The sequence below is a fragment of the Oceanobacillus sp. CFH 90083 genome (assembly GCF_009389585.1).
Classification (GTDB): domain Bacteria; phylum Bacillota; class Bacilli; order Bacillales; family Amphibacillaceae; genus Oceanobacillus.
On record NZ_VIYG01000002.1, the window covers coordinates 443,955 to 461,154 of the forward strand.

The window sequence follows — 17,200 nt, forward strand, 5'->3', positions numbered from 1 at the left end:
CAGATAAATTATGGGAGGCTCACCTGATGGGATATTTATACGCAATTCAAACCTTTTTAATCCTTATCTTTTTCTTTTTCAGCTACCTCGTTTTAATTCGTAAAAACTATTATTTAGTCAGCGGATTCCATACAAGCACACCTGAGGAACAGCAAAGGATGATGAAAGCAGGCTACCCGCGTGCTGTCGGAAAGATGCTGCTGCATATAGCCATTATTTTAACAATCGGATTTCTGCTGCAGCTCCTGCATGTCCCTTATGCGATTGAGGGATCTTATGTTGTTATGCTGATTGTTTTATTTGTCGAATCCTTTTTAATAACGAAAAAAGGGAAAAGGAAATCACAAAAGATAAACAAAACCGCCCTGATACTTTCTCTAATGTTAGTCATTGTCGTTTTTGCCCTCCCCTTTATGCCAAATACATTGGAAATAAACGAGGATTCCTTTAAGATAACTGGATTGTATGGAGAAGAATGGGCGTTCTCTAATATTGAGGATATCTCCCTGTATGATGAACTTCCTGAAATTACGCTTCGCACAAATGGCATTTCCTTGTTTGGAAAACGGATCGGCAATTATCGTATGGAGGAGTTAGGAGCAGGAAAACTATTTCTTCGTTCGGATGAAGCTCCATTTATCGTTATTCGTACGCAGGATAGCTTTGTCATTATGAATGAAGATGAGCCTGGTAAGACTACAGCATCCTACGATCAGCTGCTGCAAGCCTATCAGCCAAATACACATGATTAAAAAAGCTGCCCACGTTGGACAGCTTTTTTCGTTATTTAACTTATTTCAAGAAATCCGGATCTTCAAATGCCGGATCAGGATATTTGTAAAAGCCTTCACCAGATTCAATACCAAATTTTCCTTTATCTAAGTAAGCTTCTTTTAAAAACGTTGCTACTTTTTCAGCTTTTTTATCGCCAGCTTCTGCCTTTGCAACAGATAAGTTATATGGTGTGCGGATACCAATAACATCTAGCGTAGCAAACGGACCTTTAGGAGCGCCTGTAGCTACCATCCATGTTTTATCGCCAAATGAAGTTTCATTTTATGATTTGATTAACCGAATCATTTAATACATTTTTTCAGAAATTTGATGAATATATTTGGCAGCAGATTCACCGGCTGTTCTTCCAAAGACGGCTCCGGACATTAATCCGGAACCACCTGGATAGTTTCTGTAAAATAGTCCGCCAATCATTTCTCCTGCCGCAAATAATCCTGGTATAGGGGCTTGGTTCTTATCCAATACTTCACTATTTTTATTAGCCTGTATTCCCCCAAATGTAAAGGTTATTCCGCAGGTTACTGGATACGCATAGAATGGAGCCCGGTCAAAAGGGAGTGCCCAATTACTTTTTGGCGGTACTATCCCAGATGTTCCCTTTCCATCTTTTACAGACGGATTATATTCCCCTTCTTGAACGGCCTCATTATACTGACTGATCGTCTCTAAAAAACGCTTCCTGTCAACACCCATTTTTTCAACGAGCGCTTCTATCGAATCAGCCTGGAGACAAGTTGCCTCTTCTAAATTATATTCTGTCCGTAATAAAGGACGAACCCGTTCATCAAATAATTGGAATGCCTTTTGCTCTGGCTGTTTTAATGTTTCTTTTCCGTATTTTGCATACGTATAATTTCTGAAGTCGGCCCCCTCATCAACAAAACGTTCCCCTCTCATATTGACAATCAAACCAAGTGGATAAGAGGATTTTTTGTAAATATCTCCAGGTTTCTTATAATCTCCGACCTCCGGGGCTTGAAAATCTGTTGTATGTGCATGACAGCTTGACCAGTCACCATAAGGCTGTGCTCCCGCTTCGACAGCCATATCCAGACCATCGCCGGTATTAAATTCACTTCCCCGTACGATTGCTCCCCCCCATTCTTCTCCAAGATATTTGATCCGCTTCTCTTTATTTGCTTCAAAACCACCGCATGCCAGCACAATCGATTTCGTCGGAATTACTTTTATTTCTCCTTGTTCTTCGACAATGATACCGCTTACTTTATTGTTTGTCATTTCTATTTGAACGGCTCTTGTATGATAACGAATATCTACACCCAGAGATGCCAGCTTATTAAATAACGCTTCAACAAGCCCAATGCCTTTACCCTGTGTCTTAACTGGCAGACCTCCCCAAAATTGCTGTACCCTATCTTTAAGAAATGACTGGTTCTCGTTCAGCTCAAATTTTACTCCCTGCTTCTGCATCCATTGAATTGTCTCGTAGGATTTTTCAACAAGCTGTTCAGCTAATTCAGGGGCACTCTTTCCTTCCGTTACTTTCATCATATCCTGAAGATAATCTGACGCCTGATACTCCGGCATATCAATTTTCTCAAAATCTTCCGATGATAATTGCGGTAAAATAGGCTTCAACGCATTCTTATTTTGATAAGCAAAACGCATTGCTCCATCTGTAAAAAAGGAATTCCCACCTCTTTTCTGTTTTGATCCACGCTCTAAGACAAGTACATCCGCACCGTTCTCCTTTGCTGCAATCGCAGAACAAAGTGCCGCATTGCCAGCACCAACTACGATTAAATCAAATGTCTTGCTTTGATTTCCCATCCTATATCCTCCCTTGCTGTATTTTCTTTTTCTACTTTGAGTATAGCTGTTGATCACATATAAATAAAATACTGTTTTTTTAGCACATATGATAAATATTATTTATAAAAGGGATTCAAAAATTACTTATCCTCCATTTTCCTTTTATCATACTTATTCCTCTTGAATTGCTAACTCCAGGCTTACTCCGAATACATTCAGAGTAAATAAATTTAATCATTCTCCTTCCATTTTTTCATGTAGTTTACAAACTGATTCACTACAGTCAATTTTTCAAATGATGGATTAAACACAAGCCAGGTTTCTCTGATAACAGGTGTGCCGTCTTTAAGATAAATTGCCTGCTGATACAAATCATCCTCTTTCTCCAGACAAATTCCCGGTACAATGGCAAAACCAAAATCATTTTTCACCATTTCCTTACAAGTTTCAAGCCGATCTACTTCCATTTCGATATTAGCAGGCTCCGCAAACTGATCTGCCCACCAGGTTGTTATGCTCTCTTTCAATGAGCTGTCTGTATTATAGTTAATTAAGCGATACTCCGGTAAATGTTCCATTTTTACTTTTTTCTTAGAAATCAAGTAAAGCGGCTCTTTTTTTATTAAGATTTTTTCTCCGTGCCACTCCCGGATATTTCGTAAAATCCCTACATGAACACTTGAGTTATTCAAGAATTCAATAACCTGGGTACTCCAGCCAGTCTGGACATTAAACCGGACATTGGGATAGTTTTTAGAGAAGTCTTTTAACATTCTTGGAAGGAGATATTGCGCAAAATTACTGGAAACTCCGATTCTTAATGTACCCGATACATCTTCTTCCATATTGCTCATTGTATCCTTCATAAATTGAAATTGTTTAAGCATTTCGATGGAATATTGGACTAAATACTCCCCTTCCGAAGTAAATTCGATACCTTTGTTTGTTTTAAAGAATAAGGCTACCCCTAAATCCGCTTCTAAATTTTTCAAGCGATAGCTTAAAGATGGCTGGGATACGTAGAGCTTTGCAGCAGTACGAGTCATATTCCTTTCCTCATAAAGCGTTTTCAATAATACCCAATCTTTCTGATCCATGGTGCTCCTCCTCATCATTTGATTTAACCCTATTATGAAAGAAAACGCTTTCGATTATCAAGTTTTTTTATGAAGATAAATAAAATATCATTATTTTACTTATCTCTTGGAAGCGTTTACTATGTAAATAATCAATAGTTGGAAAGGGATGAATCTTTTGAAAACATTTTATGTTTATTTCGTACTGATCTTTACATGCTTTTTTCTTTTAGGCTGTAACACCTTAGAAGCTACAGGAACTGATCAAGGAAATAAAGAAGGCCACTCTTATCATGGAGAGACAATCTCCTTTATTGTTCCTTTTCAAGCAGGAGGCGGTACAGACGTGTTTGCCAGGTTTATGACTCCTTATTTTTCCAAGCATATAGAAGGGGAACCAAGAGTTCAGGTTGAAAATATTCCTGGAGGCGCAAGTATTACCGGAACAAATGAATATGCCAATTCTCGTCCTTCAAATGGACTTAATATCCTTACATCCAGTGCTTCATCACATGTACCATTTATGCTTGAGCAATCCTCTGTGGACTATAACCTGGATAATTTCACTCCATTAATTGGTGTTCCGTCTGGCGGGGTTGTCTATACCAAAGCGGAACTGGCAGCAGAAGGAATGGAAAACTTTCTCTCCTTAGAAAATGAACTATTTTATGCAGGGATATCACCTACCGGGCTGGATCTGGTAACATTGCTATCTTTTGAGGTTTTAGAAATGGATGTGAAAGCGGTACTGGGTTACGAGGGACGAGGTCCATCGCGTGTTGCATTTGAGCAGGGGGAGAGTAACATTGATTTTCAAACAACATCTGCTTACAAAAGCAGCGTAGAAGACCTTGTTGAAGAAGGCAGGGCTGTACCTTTGTACAGCTTAGGACAAATCGATGAAAATGGAGATCTTATCCGTGACCCGCAATTTCCCGACCTTCCTACCATTGAAGAAATTTATATGGATATCTATGGAGAAGAGCCAAGTGGAGCAGCATGGGATGCTTATAAACAAACAGTCGCTGCTTCCTACACCTTAAATAAAGTTATTTGGGTGCATGATGATGCACCCGAAAATTCGAAGGAATTACTGAGAAATGGCATGGAAAAACTGATTAAAGATTCTAATTTCTCAGCTGACTCTGAAGAAATCTTAGAAGGATACGACACGTACATTGGCGATGAATTAAACAAATATATCGAGCAATCCTTCTCGATTTCACCTGAAACTAAGAAATGGATTATTGACTATTTACAGCATCATTTTGACATTGATATTAAAAAGCTCTAGAGGGAGGAAATTTTATGATTGAAAGTGCAGTGGAAGCTTTATTTATAGTATTAGATCCCTCGAGACTAATCTATATGTTCTTAGGAATTTGTATCGGAGTTGTTGTCGGCTTACTGCCCGGATTAAGCGGGACAGTAGGTATGTCATTAATGCTGCCCTTCGTTTTTGGACTCGAGCCATATGTTGGCATGGCGCTTCTGATTGGGATGATTGCAGTAATTCATACCGGAGATACCTTCCCTTCTATCCTATTAGGCATACCCGGAACATCCGGTTCTCAAGCCACGATCATGGACGGGTTTCCGCTATCCAAAAAAGGAGAAGCCTCCCGTGCAATGGGAGCAGCCTTTTTCTGTTCTATGGTTGGCGGCGTCATTGGCGGAATTGCTCTTTATTTAACGATTCCTTTTGCCAGACCATTGATAACTTCTTTTAGTTCGCCCGAATTATTTATGTTAACCATGCTGGGACTCAGCATGGCAGGATTATTAGCGGGTAAATCGCCACTAAAAGGCATTATCTCCGGGATTCTCGGATTACTGATCGGTGCTGTCGGGAGTGCTCCAGCGGTTCCCGAGTATAGATATACTTTTGACACACTATATTTAACACAAGGGGTTTCATTACCAGTAGTAGCTATGGCTATCTTTGCTTTCCCGATTATTATTACCATGTTGACAGACAAAGGAAGTGTTTCCAGCCATGCAAAGCTGCAGTCCGGAATTCTCAAGGGCGTCATGGATGCGCTAAGAAACAAATTTTTAGTATTTCGCAGTGCCGTGATTGGGGTGTTAATTGGATTTATTCCGGGGCTGGGTGGGAGTGTTGTCGATTGGATTGCTTATGGCGCTGGACAAAAAACAGTGAAAGATAATTATTTCGGTAAAGGAGATATTCGGGGAGTGATTGCACCAGAAAGTGCCAACAACGCCAAAGAAGGAGGATCTTTAGTTCCAACTTTACTATTTGGTATTCCCGGAAGCGGAACTACCGCCATATTACTCGGCGGCTTAACATTAATGGGCCTGGAAGCCGGACCAAAAATGTTGTCAGCTGATCTTTCCGTAACCCTGTCTATTGTATGGACGCTCGTATTCGCCAATGTTTTCGGAGCATTGCTATGTATGATTTTAGTACGGCCTATCTCTAAAATCAGTTTGGTTCCCGGAGAAAAAATTGTTCCATTTCTGCTGATTTTACTGGTAGTCGGTGCATATCAGAGCACAATGTCCTGGGGGGACTTGATCGTTTTTGTTATTATCGGGCTGCTTGGATATGTCATGACTATTTTGGACTGGCCCCGCCCGCCATTACTTATTGGTTTTGTACTTGCACTGCCTGCCGAAAGATACTATTGGATTTCCATTGAAAGATATGGATGGGAGTGGATTACCAATCCAATCGTTATTGTATTGGCATGTGTTATTATCGTCCTCCTGACAGGCGGAACCATCATGAAACGATTTAGCAAAGATTATGAGAACACGGGAGGGGTTTAAATTGAACAAGGATTATCTTAATCTCATTTTCAGTGGTTTCCTATTTATATTATTTACACTTGCTTGGATAGAGGCATTGACATTTAGTAAATTGGGGCAGTTTTTTCCGCTCTATATTTCTATCGCCGGCTCTATTTTAACCTTTATTTATCTTCTCAATCAGCTATTAATCATCTATAAGCAAAAGAAAAGAGAGGGAAACGAAATAAAAATCCCATTATGGCAGCCTCTTAAATATATCGGATGGATTTTAGGTTACTTATTACTTATTTATATTGGCGGACTAATGGCAGCAACAGCAATTTTCTTAATTTTATTTCTGATTTTCGAATCAAAAATGAAGTTTGTTTCGGCAGGAATTTCCGTTATCTGTGTTCTCATCGCTGTTTCTCTGTTAAGTTCAGCTCTTGATATATATTGGCCGACAAACCTGCTTGGGCTTTAAGTGAAGGAGGAAAATTTATGAGAGATTATGAAAAAATACGTTCCGCGATCATTCGCGGAGGAACAAGCAAAGGTGTCTTCATTTTAAAAAATGACCTGCCTGCCGACCCAGAGACCAGAGATAAAGTGATTCTTTCCATCTATGGCGGGACAGATGAAAGGCAGATTGATGGTTTAGGAGGAGCTGACTCGTTGACAAGTAAATTAGCAATCGTAAGCGTATCAGCCAGACCTGATGCCGATATTGATTTTACTTTTGGTCAAGTTGGCATCGGCACAGGGAAAATTGACTACCATTCAAATTGCGGAAATATATTAAGCGGCGTTGGGCCTTTTGCAATTGATGAAGGACTTGTCCCCGTACAAACACCCTGCACAAAGGTTCGGATATTTAATACAAATACGAATACAATTATCGAGGCTGCCGTTCCTGTCGAAGCAGGAAAATCAATATCTACAGGAGATTACACCATTGATGGCGTACCTGGAAAAGGAGCAAAAATTATTTTAGATTTTAAAAATGCTTCCGGCGCAAAAACCGGGAGGCTTTTTCCCACCCGACAAAGGAAGGAAACGCTGATTACAGATGCGGGCAACTTTGATGTTAGTATAGTTGATTTGGCAGCACCAGTAGTATTTGTCCAGGCAAATCAATTAGGTCTGACAGGAACCGAGCTTTCTGCACAGCTCACTGAAAAACATCTTTGGACACTTGAAAATATACGTTCACATGCTGCACAAAAAATTGGTTTTGTTGCTAATACGGAGGATGCCACAAAAGTGACACCTTCCAGCCCTAAAATTATCATGGTTTCTCCTTCTCAGACATATTCAACTATGCACGGCGAGACAGTAGATGCTACATCGGTTCATTTGACAGCCCGGGCGATGTCCATGCAGAAAATGCATAAGACATTTCCTGTTACAGGTGGACTCTGCACGGCCGCTGCTGCAAGATTGCAGGGTACTGTCGTTCACGATTGCTCTGCTTATCCTGGCCGAGATGAAATCATCATTGGTCACCCCTCCGGTTCGATGGAATTTTCCATCAGCTGCAAGGATACAGATAATGATGTTCAATTCGAAAAAACTGCTGTCGCAAGGACGTCCCGTCGTCTGATGGAAGGTTATAGCTATGTACCAAAAGAATTATATTGGAATGGGATTGAATCAGCGTTTGGTGTATAGATAAGAAAAGGACTGGGCAGAGTTTTCCCGGTCCTTTCTTATTATTCAAATGAAACGCAGTTTAAAGCTGCTACACCATTTAACAGCTTTAAACTACTTTATTCAATTCCATTCTTTAAACCGGGCAAGCATCTGCTTCAGCTTCTTTTCCAGCTTCCCTTCTCCTTCCCGCTGTTTTTTCCATTCATTATAGCTGGCGATGCTGATAAACAATATTCCGGCAATCAAAAGGTACGCCCACCAAGGAAGATTGCCCCAATAAGGCCGGGTTTGATAAATAACATTAAACAAAAGCGTTCCGATCCCGACAAAGAAATACGATTTCAATTGATAGCGCATCCCGGCGAGTAAGGAAATAATAGATAAGACACCAATAATTAATGCGTCTAAAATAGTTGCGCTTTGAATCGCATCAGCAATAAAATACACTGTGACAAGAATCAATAGCACTGTCTGTATATGCCGCATAAGCGATTTATACTCATGCCATGTTTTCTTTGTAAAAATAATAGCCAAAGCAAGCACCGGCAGCCCTTGCAGTTCGGCGTAAATCACTTCTGGAATCGTATCAATATAATGGTCAAGTACCAGATAATACGGCGGTAAGCAGGCAACACCGCCAAGGGTAATAAATATTTTCTGCAGCATCGGGTTCCCCACACGATCCACCTGCAAGAAAAACCAGGCAGCAAACAATACAAGAGGAATAACTATCAGCCAAATATTATCCAGTTCTCCTGCCGTGCTTAATGCAAAAACGAGACAGATAACTGCCACCAGGGAATACCAATCCACAGCTTGCAAGCTTCCCTCTTTAGAGATATACAGCTTTGTAAACAGGTATCTTCCAGCTGCTGTTAAAACAACAAAACCTACACTGTAAATCAGCCATAAATCCATCGCTTCCTTAAATATCCCCTGCATTTGCCATAAATAAATCGAGAAAAATAAAGGCATGAAAAGATATAATAGCCATTTTCGTCTATGCAGGAAATATAAATTCAGTATAACCAGTCCAGCAAAGCTGATGAGCTGCCAAAGCTCTTGTACAACGGCTAAAAACACGCCCATACCTAAAACCAGATTCATATACGGAATAAAAAACCAGTCTATCCGGCGTTTCCACACTGTGGGTACCGCTAACCAGACAGCGATCATAATGATTCCGGCAAGCAGCCAGGAATAGATAAATGAGATGTCCGGCAATAATTCATTATAAGAAATAAAAGAGGTTACGGCTCCTACAAGCACCATTAGTCCCATATATAAAGAGGTTTTTATCTGCCATTCCTTCTCTCTTGTCAGTGCCGTATACGTATAAGCTGCCAGCGGAACAAGCCATACCGCCGGATAAAGGACTGGTTCCACGATACTATCCCCTGTTATTATGAAAACAAGATACAGCAGTACCGCTTGTGCAAAATAAAAGAAATACGGTTTTAAGTCAGCGTCCAATTTTCCTAAATAATGCTCCACTGCCAAGAATAAAATTGGCAAACCAAGCATAAACCAAACAAAACCTTCGAACGTGTCAATCAGAAATGTATTCAGTAACGACACATAAAATCCTGCACTGGCAGTCGCAACAGCACTCCAAATGACAGGCTTTCCTGTAAAACGGACAAGCCAGTACATGACACCAATTCCTACAAATAAAATTATAGGTCTTACATACATTTCATCCCCTGTAAAATCTGTAAACAGAAGGACCATCGCTAATAAATAGCTTCCCTGTCCCGTATAAAATGTGGCCCGGGTCAATTCCTGCTGCTTTCTTTGCTTCCAGATAAGACTGATACCAAGCAATATCAACCCTGCTGCTGCCAGTTGAAAAGGAGCGTCCAGCTGATTACGGTAAACATAGGACTCTTTCGCAAATTCAAAATACAGAATAAACATTGCTGACAGCCAATTTATTGGAACAGCCCAAGCAGCAATGCGCTTCTCTAATGTTTTTTTGGATACAGAAGTCATATACAGCGCAATGGCACCAAGCAAGGCAAACATGACCGCAATCTCTACAAACTCCAGCAGTAAAAGCTGAACAAGGATAATGATTCCAATTACCGGTATAGACCAGAAATACACACTTTTCTGTACAGACTGCATAAATGGAATCCGATTTTGAAAGCCAATAAACAGAAATAAGACTGTCGTATAGAAGAACATAAAGTTAAGAATACTTTCCGGAAAATACGGACGAATCATTAACGACCAGAGCTGAATGCCAACAGCAAGGAAGAATGCCGGAGCGATCCAGCGAAAAACACCACGCTTTGTGACTTCTGCCAGATAAACATAGGTTCCTGCAATGACGATATAAGCAAGCAGCATAAACCAGGAATTTCCGTCTGCCCGGATAATTAAGCCTTGAAAGCTGATATAAAGAAAAGCAAAGCCCGAAATGACTCCACTCGTATAGTAAAAAATCTTACTTGCAAAGCTGTCTTTCCGCATGACATAAGCAAAGCCCAAATACGCAGCTCCCATTAATGCATAAATCAGAGAGTCGGCTGTGTACAAGATGGAATTCTCTGTCAGCTGATAAATCCCGTAAGCAAATAGAGCTACAAACACAAATTGATAGCCTTTTGTCTGATAAACAAATACCATCGCCATGTATAGAAAAGCAGTTAAAAGAACATTAAAGCTATAAAATACGGCCTGATTATAGACAAACAGCATTAATAACGTGGAAACAATCAGGTTTAACTGTGCATAAGCAGGCAGCTCTTTTAAAAAGATATGAAATACTTGTTTGTTCTTTTTCCGAAAACGATGATACACAGCTAATAAAGCAGCGTTATACAGCATAATCAGGAAAAAGAACATATCCATCGGGACTTGCAGCGCGGCCAGGAAAAATCCTATCAAAAAGGATAAAAATAAGTAAAAAATCCATACAAACAATTTAGCTTCTGTCTTATATGCATTCCGGGCGTATAAAGGCAACGGAACAAGCGTGCACAGAATTCCCAGCCAGTAACGCCCTTCTCCTGTTAACGTTAGGTAATCTCCAAATAACCCGAAAAAACCAATCCCAATCATCGCAATTGGTAATAACAGACTTCCCAGCGTCAAAAATGCAAAAGCTGTCTTTTCAATTTTAAGAAACCGGGAGGACAAACCGCTTAACGCTAAAAAGAAAATCGATACTCCAAGCAATGTCGCAACCTTTAACAAGGCTCCCATCTGATCCCATGTGCTTGTTGCCACAACAAGACCGCTGATTAACAGAAATGAAACCCCTAAAATAAGCAGCCAGGTAATATTCCTTTCTCTAATCTGCTCTGCTGTTTTTGGCACACGCACTGGTTTTTCTTTCTTCTGCTTTGCTGCTTCCTGCTCCTTCTGAGTCTTCAGCCAGTCTTTTTTATCTTTATTCCCCTGTATCAGGCGAGTGAATGTTTTTTGAGCAGATGCATCCCCCGATTTTGAATAAGATTGCTCTTTCTCATCAGGCTCGACCTGCTCTGCAGCCAGATACATCTCTTTAGCTGCATTCTCTGCTTCATCATTCTTTACCGATTGCCCGCTTGCTGCCCCATCCATACTTTTATCTACTTGCTTTGCATATTCCTGATGAGCAGTTAATATGCGTTTATAATCTTCCATACTGATTAAATCTCTTTTTAATAATTCAATTAATTCTTCTTGCAGAATTTGGGCTCTGTCTCTAGTATTTGAAATAACATCCACGCCCCTTTGTCTATGATGAAAAATACTATCCTTCTATCATATATCGTTTTTTAGAGCAGATAAATTGAAGCTTGACAACCTGGACCTGACCTCACTTAGAATTTTAGGATCCCCTCAAATTCTTGAAGCGGGAGCCTTACAGCCAGTTGCTCTGCGATAAATAAGCTAAGTATAGCAAAACCCCCTACTTCTTCTCTCCATTGAAGCGGGGGACTCTGCTTGTATGTTTCTTTCCATTCCACACAGACTAAAGCTGTTAAGCCTTCACATCGATGGAATGTCCTAAGTTAGGGTGCTGCGGCTGATCCAGCATCCTGATCAGCTCTGCATTTTGCGCTTCTGCATGGTCCATGACTTTTCCCATTAAGCTAAAGGACACCTGTGTCTGTAAATTAGCCTGACTCATTATCATTGACATTTTTCCAACATCCACTTATACATTCACCCCTCTTTAAAAGATTTATTAATTATTTTTATTTTAACACAGCTGCCTGCAAAATGATGTATATATTTCTATTGAATGATACATGCGGGCACTCTGCAGGCGATCAAATTTTATAGCAATCTAGTGAGATTTTATCTTATAGCATCCGTTCATTTGATATGGCTTTCCGAAACGACAAAGATGAATTTTCAATTACTCTGCCAAATTGCAGTGTTTCCGCTGCATTGGAGGTTGCAGACAGAATGCAGAAAGAAGTAGAAGTATATCCTTTTCAAATTTCTAAAAAGCGGCGCATTCATCTAACTGGTCCAGCAACGTATCCTGGTAGCAATCATCAGCAAATGATTCATCAGGCAGATAAAGCGCTATATAGCAAAGCATTCAGGAAAAATCAAGTATACCCTGCTAAAACGTCATCCCCAAGGGAATAATAACAACTTTCCGGGGATGACGTTTTTTGATTTTGTTACTTACTTAGTTTTTTAGTCTTCATTACTTGGAACATATCTGTCTCAGCAAGCGGTTTGCTATAATAGTAACCCTGTATTTCATCAATATCATGTTCGCATAAAATATCCAGCTCTTCCTTGGTCTCCACACCTTCAGCAATCACTTTCATACCAAGGCTCTTCCCAAGATGCACAATAGTTGCTGCAATTTCCCGCTTCGTGGACCAATCGGAAATTCCGCTAATGAGGGAACGGTCAATTTTTAAAATATCTAAATCGAGCTTTTGCAAGTAAGCTAAAGAAGAATACCCTGTCCCAAAATCATCTAAGGCAAATTTGATCCCTTGTTCCTTCATTATTTTTAGAATATGCTGTACATATTTATCATTATTAATATAAAGGCTCTCCGTAATTTCAATTTGAATCCACGCAGGTTCAACCTGATACCTATGAAGATACGACCAGAATTTATCTACAAAATCTGCCTGCATGAGCTGACCCGATGATAAATTTACTGATACAGGGAGCGGCTCCCATCCTTTTGATTTCCATTGCTGCAGCTGCTTACAAACATTTTCGATGACCCAATCACCAATTTCATTGATCATTCCTGAGTCTTCAGCTAACGGAATAAATTCACAAGGAGGTATGTTGCCAAATTTCGGATGCTCCCAACGGATCAGCGCCTCGCAGCTTGTCACTACATCTTCGAGTGGAGATATTTTTGGCTGATATACCATATAAAATTGATTTTTTTCCAGGCCCATTCTAAAATCATTTGTTATTTGAAATGCTCTTTGATTAGATATCTTCATTTCCCTGTCAAAAAAACTGTAATCATTTTTAAATAAGCCTTTTACACGATACATGGCCAAATCTGCATGCTTCATAATAGTAGAGGCGTCTGAACCAGCCTCTGGATAGGTCGATATTCCTATACTCGCTGTCATGTTTAATTGGTAGCCTTCAATAGCAAAGGGTTCTTTAAAAGTTGCAATAATTGCTTCTGCAAAGCACTTCATGTCTCCTGGTGTATCAATGGAATTAATCAGAATAGCAAATTCATCACCACTAAGCCTTGCAACTACCCCTTGTTCACCAATAATTTGACTCAATCGACCAGCAACTGCGATAAGCAATTCATCACCAATGGTATGTCCCAGCGTATCATTTACATATTTAAAACCGTCTAAATCAACAAACATAATACCAAATTGCTCGTTACTTTTTTTGGCATATTCAATCTTTTTTATTAAATTGTCATCAAACTTCCGACGATTAACCAATCCTGTTAAATGATCATAAAAAGCCATAATACGAATCTTTTCTTGATTTGCTTTCTTATCGGTTATGTCATGACGCATTGCAATATAATGTGTTGGCTTTCCTTTTTCATTCTTCACCGGGACAATGGTCGTGTCTACCCAATAAAAAGAACCGTCTTTTTTGCGATTCCTGATTTCACCTCTCCATACTCCGCCAAAGCCAATTGTCCGCCACATGTCTTTAAAAAATTCTCGTGAATGGTAACCTGAGTTGATGAGCTGGTGCGTATTTCCAATTAACTCGTCATTGGAATAACCGGATATTTCACAGAATCGATTATTAGCATGTGTGATTTTACCTTGTCGATTCGTAATTGCTAAAATCACTGATTGATCCAAAGCATATTTAATATCTGACAGCTCTTTCAGCGCCGTCATTAATTGGTTATTTGTATCCTGCTCATCAGAAATAATACCAAATACCTCTATACCATCCTCCAATATAATCTGATAGCCGAAAATACTTAAAAACTGTATTTCTCCGTTCTTTTTATTACCAGTTGCATTAAAATGAATTTGCTCTTCTTCGCCATTAACAAGTTTGGTAAACTCTTTCGCTCCATGAGGCCCAATATAAGAAGAGAGTACATTCTCATAGTCTCCTCCAGAAACTATATCTTTCGGTTCATTCAGCACATCTCCAGATAACCGTTTTGTAAAATATATTTTCTTATTCTTAATCTTAAACACAGCCTGAGCCAAATCCACTTCCTCCCTACATTGCCCCTGTAATATATAGTATAAATATATCATGTAAAGGTATTTAAAAACATACTTATTTCGACTAAATGAAACATTTTTTGCTATATTTATTTTTTAGGATTCCTTTCATTATTTGACAAAATTTAATGAAATACAAAAAAGAGTACTGATCCCTTTTTCCTATTTAACAGCTACAATGGAATTTCATCATTTTCTTCGCTACAATAGAATTAAAAATACGATACATTGTTAACAGCTGGAGGTATATTCCATTGAATACAGATGAATTACAGCAGGAAGCAGTAAAGTTTTTGAAAACGTACTACGCGGAAACGATTGCTCCTGAAGAAAAATTAGCTAACCGAATCAAAGAAGTAACAACGGAAATAAAAGCACACGGCACTTATACACAAACCTATGAAGAATTGGTTTACGGGGCAAAGCTGGCTTGGCGGAACTCAAATCGCTGTATCGGCAGATTATTCTGGGAGCGTATCGACGTTGCCGATGCCAGAGGAGCAGTAACGGAAGAGATAGTATTCGAATTCCTGTTCAGTCATTTAAAAAACGCCTTCAATCTAGGAAAAATCAAGCCATACATTACCATTTTCCCTTCGATTTCTGCAAAAGAAAAAACAGTAAAGATCTGGAACCATCAACTGCTGCGTTATGCAGGCTATAAAACAGAGAAGGGGATTATTGGCGATTCAGACTCGCTGGAATTCACCAAAATTTGCGAGCAGCTCGGTTGGGAAGGTAAAGGAACACATTTCGACATCCTGCCCCTTGTGATTCAAATTGGTGACCGCCCTCCTGTTTGGAAAACCATCCCGGAAGCATATATTCCGGAAGTCAAGATGGAGCATCCAGAATACGATGCTGTAGCAGACTTGAAATTAAAATGGTATGCTATCCCGATTATATCTGACATGCTTCTGGAAATCGGCGGGCTGCATTATGTATCTGCTCCTTTTAATGGCTGGTATATGAGTACAGAAATTGGTGCCAGAAATTTTGCAGACGAGCACCGCTATAATCTGCTTCCGAAAATGGCGAAAATTATGGGCTTAAATACAAAACACGCCAGTAATTTATGGCAGGACCGTGCACTAATTGAGCTAAATGAAATGGTTCTTCATTCCTTTAAGAAACAGAGTATATCAATAGTAGATCACCACACAGCTGCGGCACAATTCCGTATTTTTGAAAAGCAGGAGGCTAAGGCAGATCGTGAAGTAACCGGAAAATGGACCTGGCTTATTCCGCCAATTTCCCCAGCAACCACACATGTCTGGCATCAGCCCTACAGTAATGAGCTAAAAAAGCCGAACTTCTTTTATCAAGATAAAGCTTATCCGCGGGTGGAGAGGTGTCCCTTTCATCGTTGAATCAAAAAGCTACTTTACTGCCTCGTATTGAAGTAGCTTTTCATCCGTCAAAATACGGATTAAATCTTTCTATATTTATCATGCGTATGCTAATAGGAGATCCGTTGTTAATTTGATACCATCCTTTCTCCATAAGAGCATCATAATAATTCTGCACAACCTATTCATTCAATGATAACAACTGAATAAGCAGGCTGCTTACAAGAGGAGATCGGAGTTTTTCTTTTAATATACTATTTTACTTAAAATAGATGGTAATTACTCTAATACCTTCAATGCTTGATTTGTAGATACTCCTATTGAAAGCTTGCTTATATCTTTCTTTGCCATATAAACACGCTGATATCTCTTCCATATGCGTAATGCTGCTTCCTGAATCCAGCCCTTTGTATTTAATTCCGTTCCTCTGTATTGCTTTACTTCTCTTGATTTCATCTCTTCCATCATCACACACTCCCTCCTCATTGAAGTCTTCTGATAACGCTTATTTTATCAACGAGGAGAAATAGAATATAGATAACCCAATTTCGAAATATGATAAAAATAACCGATAATTATGATCTATCAAGTAAAGCGCTTTCGTTTTATGGTAATAATATTAGATTATTATAAAAACACTTGATTATTAGAAGAAGTTTGGATATATTGTCCTACCCGTCCATATTTTCCCCAACAAGCTATGCAAGTCATTACCAGTGCGATACGTGCTGTTGTTGCTTTTCAAATGATGTTGAGGAAAATACCTAAGACGCCCCGGCTGAAACCATAAACCACTAATCGCCGAGTATACAATCGCTATAAAAAATATTCTAATCCCATTTCCATGACTAAACATCACTTTACTCAGGTAATTGAAGCTTTTGTGGTTTTGAGCCTTCCATACGTTTAATGATACCCTTTGCCTCCAAATCCAATTTAACCGCAGTATAATACCAGGATGGGGAACCGTCAAAATTATTGGATAATTGATGTCTCACTTCTCCCATTAGATCCTTAAAAGTAATTGTACCTCTTTCATGGATAATGTTTAGTATGACTTCTTTTACTGTTTCATACTTATAATGATCTATTACTGCACCTTTTTTGGAAGGATCAGGATTTAATATACACAGTTCATTATATT

At 39.4% G+C, this 17,200-nt stretch carries 14 protein-coding genes and 1 pseudogene; 7 read left to right on the plus strand and 8 right to left on the minus strand.

The features are described 5' to 3' along the window. Positions 1-26: 26 nt before the first annotated feature. The gene (locus FLK20_RS04585) at positions 27-752 is read left to right on the plus strand and encodes a DUF3784 domain-containing protein (RefSeq protein WP_152655382.1); all 726 of its coding nucleotides are present in this window, start codon (positions 27-29) and stop codon (positions 750-752) included. A gap of 40 nt (positions 753-792) precedes the next feature. Here FLK20_RS04585 and FLK20_RS04590 read toward each other — a convergent pair. The 3 genes and pseudogenes from FLK20_RS04590 to FLK20_RS04600 form a co-directional block, all read right to left on the minus strand. Continuing rightward, positions 793-1,038: pseudogene (locus FLK20_RS04590) on the minus strand (3-hydroxyacyl-CoA dehydrogenase family protein); the annotation flags it as partial. Between the two features lie 42 nt (positions 1,039-1,080). Then, positions 1,081-2,586 (minus strand): FAD-dependent tricarballylate dehydrogenase TcuA, encoded by a 1,506-nt coding sequence (gene tcuA, locus FLK20_RS04595; RefSeq protein ID WP_152655384.1) that lies wholly within the window; start codon positions 2,584-2,586, stop codon positions 1,081-1,083. A 212-nt stretch (positions 2,587-2,798) separates the two neighbouring features. After that, positions 2,799-3,665, minus strand: coding sequence for a LysR family transcriptional regulator (locus FLK20_RS04600; protein ID WP_152655385.1), 867 nt, complete (start codon positions 3,663-3,665; stop codon positions 2,799-2,801). Between the two features lie 148 nt (positions 3,666-3,813). On the opposite strand from FLK20_RS04600, the gene FLK20_RS04605 reads away from it, so the two are divergent. The 4 genes from FLK20_RS04605 to FLK20_RS04620 are packed head-to-tail and all read left to right on the plus strand — an operon-like array spanning position 3,814 to position 8,069. Beyond that, positions 3,814-4,938, plus strand: coding sequence for a hypothetical protein (locus FLK20_RS04605; protein ID WP_370453160.1), 1,125 nt, complete (start codon positions 3,814-3,816; stop codon positions 4,936-4,938). Positions 4,939-4,952: 14 nt separating this feature from the next. Then, complete coding sequence (locus tag FLK20_RS04610; RefSeq protein ID WP_152655387.1) at positions 4,953-6,437, plus strand: tripartite tricarboxylate transporter permease; 1,485 nt, start codon at positions 4,953-4,955, stop codon at positions 6,435-6,437. Position 6,438: 1 nt separating this feature from the next. Continuing rightward, positions 6,439-6,882 (plus strand): tripartite tricarboxylate transporter TctB family protein, encoded by a 444-nt coding sequence (locus FLK20_RS04615; RefSeq protein WP_194165518.1) that lies wholly within the window; start codon positions 6,439-6,441, stop codon positions 6,880-6,882. 17 nt (positions 6,883-6,899) lie between these two features. Next, positions 6,900-8,069 carry a 2-methylaconitate cis-trans isomerase PrpF family protein gene (locus tag FLK20_RS04620; protein WP_152655389.1) on the plus strand — a complete coding sequence of 390 codons (1,170 nt, stop codon included), beginning with the start codon at positions 6,900-6,902 and terminating at the stop codon, positions 8,067-8,069. A gap of 102 nt (positions 8,070-8,171) precedes the next feature. Here the strand turns inward: FLK20_RS04620 and FLK20_RS04625 are convergent, their stop codons facing one another. Together FLK20_RS04625 and FLK20_RS04630 are read right to left on the minus strand one after the other, a co-directional pair. Further along, positions 8,172-11,768, minus strand: a complete 3,597-nt coding sequence (locus FLK20_RS04625; RefSeq protein WP_152655390.1) for an AAA family ATPase — start codon at positions 11,766-11,768, stop codon at positions 8,172-8,174. 256 nt (positions 11,769-12,024) lie between these two features. Beyond that, positions 12,025-12,186 carry a YjfB family protein gene (locus FLK20_RS04630; protein ID WP_227994846.1) on the minus strand — a complete coding sequence of 54 codons (162 nt, stop codon included), beginning with the start codon at positions 12,184-12,186 and terminating at the stop codon, positions 12,025-12,027. Positions 12,187-12,341: 155 nt separating this feature from the next. On the opposite strand from FLK20_RS04630, the gene FLK20_RS04635 reads away from it, so the two are divergent. Beyond that, positions 12,342-12,644: a GGDEF domain-containing protein gene (locus FLK20_RS04635; protein ID WP_227994853.1), complete on the plus strand. Its 303-nt coding sequence runs from the start codon at positions 12,342-12,344 to the stop codon at positions 12,642-12,644. Positions 12,645-12,679: 35 nt separating this feature from the next. Here FLK20_RS04635 and FLK20_RS04640 read toward each other — a convergent pair whose 3' ends face one another. Beyond that, on the minus strand, positions 12,680-14,689 hold the full coding sequence (locus FLK20_RS04640; protein ID WP_194165519.1) for a putative bifunctional diguanylate cyclase/phosphodiesterase: 2,010 nt from the start codon (positions 14,687-14,689) through the stop codon (positions 12,680-12,682). Positions 14,690-14,961: 272 nt separating this feature from the next. Between FLK20_RS04640 and FLK20_RS04645 the strand changes: the two genes are divergently transcribed. Next, positions 14,962-16,077, plus strand: a complete 1,116-nt coding sequence (locus tag FLK20_RS04645) for a nitric oxide synthase oxygenase (RefSeq protein ID WP_152655394.1) — start codon at positions 14,962-14,964, stop codon at positions 16,075-16,077. 258 nt (positions 16,078-16,335) lie between these two features. Here FLK20_RS04645 and FLK20_RS04650 read toward each other — a convergent pair whose 3' ends face one another. Both FLK20_RS04650 and FLK20_RS22370 read right to left on the minus strand, forming a co-directional pair. After that, positions 16,336-16,524, minus strand: coding sequence for a hypothetical protein (locus tag FLK20_RS04650; RefSeq protein WP_152655395.1), 189 nt, complete (start codon positions 16,522-16,524; stop codon positions 16,336-16,338). Between the two features lie 392 nt (positions 16,525-16,916). Then, positions 16,917-17,189, minus strand: coding sequence for a DUF6958 family protein (locus FLK20_RS22370; protein ID WP_483310476.1), 273 nt, complete (start codon positions 17,187-17,189; stop codon positions 16,917-16,919). Positions 17,190-17,200: the final 11 nt, after the last annotated feature.

What these genes read in the sequence shown, in the direction of transcription:
- FLK20_RS04585 (WP_152655382.1), top strand. Translation starts at nt 27, where the DNA reads ATGGGATATTTATACGCAATTCAAACCTTTTTAATCCTTATCTTTTTC.
- tcuA (WP_152655384.1), bottom strand. Translation starts at nt 2,586, where the DNA reads ATGGGAAATCAAAGCAAGACATTTGATTTAATCGTAGTTGGTGCTGGC.
- FLK20_RS04600 (WP_152655385.1), bottom strand. Translation starts at nt 3,665, where the DNA reads ATGGATCAGAAAGATTGGGTATTATTGAAAACGCTTTATGAGGAAAGG.
- FLK20_RS04605 (WP_370453160.1), top strand. Translation starts at nt 3,814, where the DNA reads ATGAATCTTTTGAAAACATTTTATGTTTATTTCGTACTGATCTTTACA.
- FLK20_RS04610 (WP_152655387.1), top strand. Translation starts at nt 4,953, where the DNA reads ATGATTGAAAGTGCAGTGGAAGCTTTATTTATAGTATTAGATCCCTCG.
- FLK20_RS04620 (WP_152655389.1), top strand. Translation starts at nt 6,900, where the DNA reads ATGAGAGATTATGAAAAAATACGTTCCGCGATCATTCGCGGAGGAACA.
- FLK20_RS04630 (WP_227994846.1), bottom strand. Translation starts at nt 12,186, where the DNA reads ATGTCAATGATAATGAGTCAGGCTAATTTACAGACACAGGTGTCCTTT.
- FLK20_RS04650 (WP_152655395.1), bottom strand. Translation starts at nt 16,524, where the DNA reads ATGATGGAAGAGATGAAATCAAGAGAAGTAAAGCAATACAGAGGAACG.